The sequence below is a fragment of the Streptomyces sp. McG3 genome (assembly GCF_018619185.1).
Lineage (GTDB): Bacteria > Actinomycetota > Actinomycetes > Streptomycetales > Streptomycetaceae > Streptomyces.
Genome location: NZ_JAAXYC010000422.1, coordinates 1 through 5,591, shown reverse-complemented (window position 1 = coordinate 5,591; position 5,591 = coordinate 1). Strand labels below are relative to the sequence as shown.

7 protein-coding genes are annotated in these 5,591 nt (G+C 71.7%); 4 read left to right on the top strand and 3 right to left on the bottom strand.

Annotated features, from left to right (window positions below; translation table 11 throughout):
- Positions 1-129: 129 nt before the first annotated feature.
- A complete protein-coding gene (locus tag HET64_RS35995) occupies positions 130-561 on the bottom strand; it encodes a MarR family winged helix-turn-helix transcriptional regulator (protein WP_215111444.1) in 432 nt (143 codons plus the stop codon).
- A gap of 132 nt (positions 562-693) precedes the next feature.
- Between HET64_RS35995 and HET64_RS35990 the strand changes: the two genes are divergently transcribed.
- From HET64_RS35990 to HET64_RS35975, 4 genes are all read left to right on the top strand, one after another.
- Positions 694-1,713 (top strand): NADP-dependent oxidoreductase, encoded by a 1,020-nt coding sequence (locus HET64_RS35990; RefSeq protein ID WP_215111443.1) that lies wholly within the window; start codon positions 694-696, stop codon positions 1,711-1,713.
- Between the two features lie 101 nt (positions 1,714-1,814).
- Entirely contained in the window at positions 1,815-2,243 is a 429-nt protein-coding gene (locus HET64_RS35985) for an organic hydroperoxide resistance protein (protein WP_215111442.1), read from the top strand.
- 99 nt (positions 2,244-2,342) lie between these two features.
- Positions 2,343-3,158: an EI24 domain-containing protein gene (locus HET64_RS35980; RefSeq protein WP_215111441.1), complete on the top strand. Its 816-nt coding sequence runs from the start codon at positions 2,343-2,345 to the stop codon at positions 3,156-3,158.
- Positions 3,155-3,763, top strand: a complete 609-nt coding sequence (locus HET64_RS35975; RefSeq protein ID WP_073742187.1) for a LysE family translocator — start codon at positions 3,155-3,157, stop codon at positions 3,761-3,763. Before HET64_RS35980 ends, HET64_RS35975 begins: the two co-directional genes overlap by 4 nt.
- 45 nt (positions 3,764-3,808) lie before the next feature.
- Here the strand turns inward: HET64_RS35975 and HET64_RS35970 are convergent, their stop codons facing one another.
- Both HET64_RS35970 and HET64_RS35965 read right to left on the bottom strand, forming a co-directional pair.
- Positions 3,809-4,816, bottom strand: coding sequence for an aldose epimerase family protein (locus HET64_RS35970; protein WP_215111440.1), 1,008 nt, complete (start codon positions 4,814-4,816; stop codon positions 3,809-3,811).
- 11 nt (positions 4,817-4,827) lie between these two features.
- Positions 4,828-5,591: SGNH/GDSL hydrolase family protein (locus tag HET64_RS35965; RefSeq protein ID WP_215111439.1), on the bottom strand; the 764-nt coding region annotated here is incomplete at its 5' end.

The window sequence follows — 5,591 nt, the reverse complement described above, 5'->3', positions numbered from 1 at the left end:
GAACCGGACGGCCCGCGGGAGCCGACGACCGCGCCCGCACCCCCGCCGCCCCCGGCGGAACCGGCACCCGCTCCGACGCCGTCCCCGACCTGCACCCGCTTCCTGTGGTGGTGCGCGTAGGCGCGATGCCTACAGGGCGTCCTCGCCGAGCATCCGGCGCAGCAGGTTCCGCAGGACCGTGCGCTCGGCGTCGGACAGACCGGCCAGCGGCTCCCGGGCGAAGTCCAGTGCGTCCCGCAGCTCACGGGCCGTGCGCCTGCCCTTCTCCGTCGCGGCGGCCAGCTTGATCCGCCGGTCGGCGGGATCGGGCCTGCGCTCCACCAGCTCCCGGGTCTCCAGCCGGTCGATGATCCCGGTGACGTTGGACGGCTCGCACTTCAGGCTGAGGGCGATCTTCCGCATCGGCAGGGGCTCCAGCGAGAGGAGCCCGAGCACCCGCGCCTGTGCCCCGGTGAGGGAGTGCTCGGCGGCGGCCCTGTCGTACTCCTCGTGGTAGCGCGCCACGACGGCGCCGATGAGTTCGACGACCTCGAGGGTCAGGGGGTCTGTGCGAGTGGCCATGGGTCACAGCGTACCGATTTACTTGACATCATGAAATATTCAGGAGCATGGTTGTTTCATGTCATGAAGCTTTTCGCGCCATCGGGCGCGGAAGCACACCCCCTCGTATGACATTGAGGAGAACCCGAGCCCATGTCTGCAGCACTGCCCACGTCCAGCCGTGAATGGCACCTGGTCGCCCGCCCGCACGGCTGGCCCGAGGCCGAGGACTTCGCGCTGCGCGAGGCCGAGGTCGCCGCTCCGGCCGAGGGTCGTGTCCTCGTCCGCAACAAGTACTTCTCGGTCGACCCGTACATGCGCGGCCGGATGAACGACGTGAAGTCCTACACCCCGCCCTTCAAGCTCGACCACCCCATGGACGGCGGCGCGGTCGGCGAGGTCATCGCCTCGAACGCCGAGGGCTTCGCCGTCGGCGACCACGTCCTGCACGGCCTCGGCTGGCGCGAGATCGCCGACGTGCCCGCGAAGCACGCGGTCAAGGTCGACCCCGGCCTCGCCCCGCTCTCCGCCTACCTCGGCGTGCTCGGCATGACCGGACTGACCGCCTACGCGGGCCTGTTCGACGTCGCCTCCTTCAAGGAGGGCGACGCGGTCTTCGTCTCCGGCGCGGCCGGCGCCGTCGGCAGCCAGGTCGGCCAGATGGCGAAGCTCAAGGGCGCCTCCCGGGTCATCGGCTCCGCCGGCTCCGACGAGAAGGTCAAGCTCCTCACCGAGGAGTACGGCTTCGACGCCGCGTTCAACTACAAGAACGGGCCCGTCCGCGACCAGCTCAAGGAAGCCGCCCCCGACGGCATCGACGTCTACTTCGACAACGTCGGCGGCGAGCACCTGGAAGCCGCGATCTCCTCGCTCAACGTGCACGGCCGCGCCACCATCTGCGGCATGATCGCCCAGTACAACGCGACCGAGCCGACGCCCGGCCCGAGCAACATGGCGCTGATCATCGGCAAGCGGCTGCGCCTCCAGGGCGTGCTCGTCGGGGACCACGCCGACCTCCAGCCCCAGTTCGTCCGGGAGGTCGCCGGCTGGCTGGCCTCGGGCGAGCTGAAGTACCGGGAGACGACCGTCGAGGGCATCGAGCACGGCTACGACGCGTTCGTCGGGCTGCTGCGCGGCGAGAACACCGGGAAGATGATCGTCTCCCTGGTCTGACCCGCTCCCGGCCGACAGCTCCCACGCGTTAGGCTCGTCCGCAGGCCGTCGCGATCCGTGGGCGCGAGTCGCGGCGCACCAACAGGAGGAATCCTCACACCATGACCATCCAGAAGATCGATGTCGCCTACACCGCCGTCGCCACCGCCGAGAACGGCCGCGACGGACGGGTCTCCTCCGACGACAGTCAGCTCGACGTCGTCGTCAACCCGCCGAAGGCCATGGGCGGCAGCGGCGCGGGCACCAACCCCGAGCAGCTCTTCGCGGCCGGCTACAGCGCCTGCTTCCAGGGCGCGCTGGGCGTCGTCGCCCGCCAGGAGAAGGCCGACATCTCCGGCTCGACCGTGACCGCCTCGGTCTCCATCGGCAAGACCGAGGCCGGTGGCTTCGGCCTGGAGGTCGCGATCAGCGCCTCCATCCCGAACGTCGACGCCGCCACCGCGCAGGCGCTCATCGAGAAGGCCCACCAGGTCTGCCCGTACTCGAACGCCACCCGCGGCAACATCAACGTCGCGCTCTCGGTCGCCTGACCACAGCGCCGCTGCCGTCCAGGCAGCGCCGCGTGAGGACCGCACCCCCTACCGGGGTGCGGTCCTCACCGCTTTCCACCCGCCAGTACGCTGACGCCCATGAGTGATCTCGGGGCGGGTTTCGGCTACTTGATGAAAGGGCAACGCTGGGTTGCCCAACACGGACGCTGGTTCGGATTCGGGCTGCGGCCCGGACTCGTCACCCTCGTCATCTATGCCGGAGCTCTGATCGGACTCGGCTACGGAGCCGACGACCTCGTCGGCTGGGCGACCCCGTTCGCCGACGACTGGTCCTCGCCCTGGCAGGGACTCCTGCGCACCGGGCTGACCGCTCTCGTCTTCGTCTTCGGCCTGTTCCTCGCGGTCATCACCTTCACAGCGGTCACCCTCCTGGTCGGCCAGCCCTTCTACGAGTCGCTCTCCGAGGAGGTCGACCGCAGCGAGGGCGGCGACGTCCCCGAGTCCGGGCTGCCGCTCTGGCGGGAACTGTGGATCTCCGCCCGCGACTCCGTGCGCGTCCTGCTGCGCGTCGCCCTGTACGGGATCATCCTCTTCGCCTGCGGTTTCATCCCCGTCATCGGGCAGACCGTGGTCCCCGCGATCGGCTTCTGCGTCTCCGGCTACTTCCTGGCCGAGGAGCTGACCGCCGTCGCCCTCCAGCGCCGGGGCATGGTCCTCAAGGACCGCCTCGTCCTGCTCCGCGGCCGCCGGATGCTGGTGCTCGGCTTCGGCGTCCCGCTGACCCTGGCCTTCCTCGTCCCGGTCGTCGCGGTGTTCCTGATGCCGGGAGCCGTCGCCGGGGCCACCCTCCTCGCCCGCGACCTGGTGGACCCGGACGCGGCGTCCGGCCCGAGCCCCCGGCCCGGAACCGCCGACAGCGGTGACGCACCGGCCCCCCGGGCGTGGTCCGCGTGACCGAACTGCTGGCGGTCGCCGCCATCACCGTCCTCGCGGTCATCTCGCCGGGCGCCGACTTCGCCATGGTCGTGCGCAACAGCTATCTGTACGGGCGCACCACCGGCGTCCTCGCGGCCACCGGCGTCGCGGCGGGCGTCCTGGTCCACGTCACGTACACGATGCTCGGCGTCGGGCTGCTCATCGCCTCCTCGACCGCCCTGTTCACGGCGGTCAAGCTCGCGGGCGCCGCCTATCTCATCTACATCGGGGTGCGCACCTTCCTGGCCCGCGCCGACCTCGACGTCGACCTGACGGACCGGCCGGGGCTCTCCCCGTTCGGGGCGCTGCGCAGCGGCTTCCTGACCAACGCCCTCAACCCGAAGACGACCCTGTTCGTCGTCGCGACCTTCACCCAGGTCGTCGGGCCCGACACGGCCCTGTGGCAGCAGGCGGGTTACGGCCTGTTCATGTCGGCCGCCCACCTCGGCTGGTTCGCCCTCGTCGCGCTGTTCTTCTCGCACTCCAGGCTGCGCGGTGCGATGCTGCGCCGCCAGAAGGCGCTGAACCGCTCGATCGGCTCGGTCCTGGTCGGCCTCGGTGTCACCCTGGGCCTGGCCCGCTGAGCGGAGCGCCGGAGAAGGCTGGGCGGAACGCCGAAGGAGGAGGTCTCAGCGCACCGAGAACGCGTACTCGGTGCGCGAGACGAACTCCTCGCCCGGCCGGAGCACCGTGGAAGGGAACTCCGGCCGGTTCGGCGAGTCCGGGAAGTGCTGGGTCTCCAGCGCGATCCCGGCACAGGGCCCGAACGGCCGCCCGTCGAAGTGGTCGGCCGTGTACAGCTGGAGGCCCGGCTCGGTCGTCCGCACCGTCAACACCCGCCCGGACGCCGCGTCGTACAGCTCGGCGGCGACCCCGTCCCCCTCCTCGGCGGCCTCCTCCAGCACGAAGTTCTGGTCGTAGCCCGCGCCCACCGCCCGCATCCCCCGGAAGTCGAACCGGGTCCCGGCCACCGGCGCCAGCTCACCCGTCGGCACCGACGCCGCGTCCACCGGGGTCACCCGTCCCGCCGCGATCCGCAGTTGCTGCCCGAGCGCGCTCCCGCTGTCCGCGCCCGCCAGGTTCCAGTACAGATGGCTCGTCGGGTTCAGCACGGTCGGGGCGTCGGTCACCGCCCGGTAGTCGAGACGCAGCGCCCCGCCGGGCCCCAGGGTGTACGTCACCGAGAAGTCGAGCCGCCCCGGATACCCCTCGTCCCCGTCCGCCGAGACCAGGGACAGCCGCACCCCGTCAGGGACCGCCACCGCGTCCCACACCCGCTTGTCGAAGCCCCTGACCCCGCCGTGCAGATGGATGCCGCCCTCGTTGGGCGTCAGGCGGTGCGTGCGCCCGTCCAGGACGAACGAAGCGCCCCCGATCCGGTTCGCGTACCGCCCGACCACCGCGCCGAAGTAGGGCGCCGGGAACTTCTCGTAGCCCGCGACGTCCGGCAGCCCGAGCGCCACCGGGGCCCGGGAGCCGTCCCGGCCCGGCGCCCGGACCGACTGCACGATCGCGCCGTAGGTCAGGACCCGCACCCGGACCCCGTCCCGCTCCAGCGTCCACCGGCGGACCGGCGACCCGTCCGCGAGAGCGCCGAAGTCTTCCGTGTACGTGGCCGTGTCCGCGCTGGTCGTCATGGTCGTCGACCCTACGCGGGCGGCTGGGGGGCCGTGATGTTGCGGTAGGCGATCTCCGCCAGCCGGGCCTGGCCGTCGCGGCTCGGGTGGAACCAGTCCCACGTGCTGAGCTGCGTCCCGGTGAAGCGGAAGTCGAACACCGCGCCGCCGTCGTACCGGCAGTACCGGTCCTTCGCGCACACGTCCCGCAGCACCCCGTTGTACGCGACCACCCGCTCCCGCACCGCGTCCCGCCGGGCCACGGCCGCCGGGCCCAGATCGTCGGCGCCGGCCAGCATCGACTGACAGATCCCGAGCTGCCAGATCTTCTTGCCCAGCTCGTTCACCCGCCCCGTCGACCAGAGCCGCTTCAGGTCCGGCACGCTGGCGACGTACACCTGCGCCTTCGGGGCCCCGGCCCGCAGCTGCCGCATCGACGCCTCGAACGAGGCCCGGAAGTCCTCGACCGGCGTCATCAGCCGCACCGAGTCCCGGCACGCGTCGTTCGCGCCCGTCATCACCGTCACCAGCTCCGGCCGCTCCTTCGCCGCCAGCGCCATCTGCTCGGGCAACTGCACCATCCGGGACCCCGACACCGCGTGGTTCCAGCTGCGGTCCGCGGCCTTCGACGGGCCCAGCAGCCGCACCGCGAGACTGCGCACCGCGTCGTCCGAACCGGTCGCCCACGACACCTCGGGGCAGTCGGCCAGCACCGAACACGCGTCGAAGCCCCGGGTGATCGAGTCCCCGACCGCCGCGACCGATCCGGGCCGGGGGTTCCAGTCCGGGGTGGGGG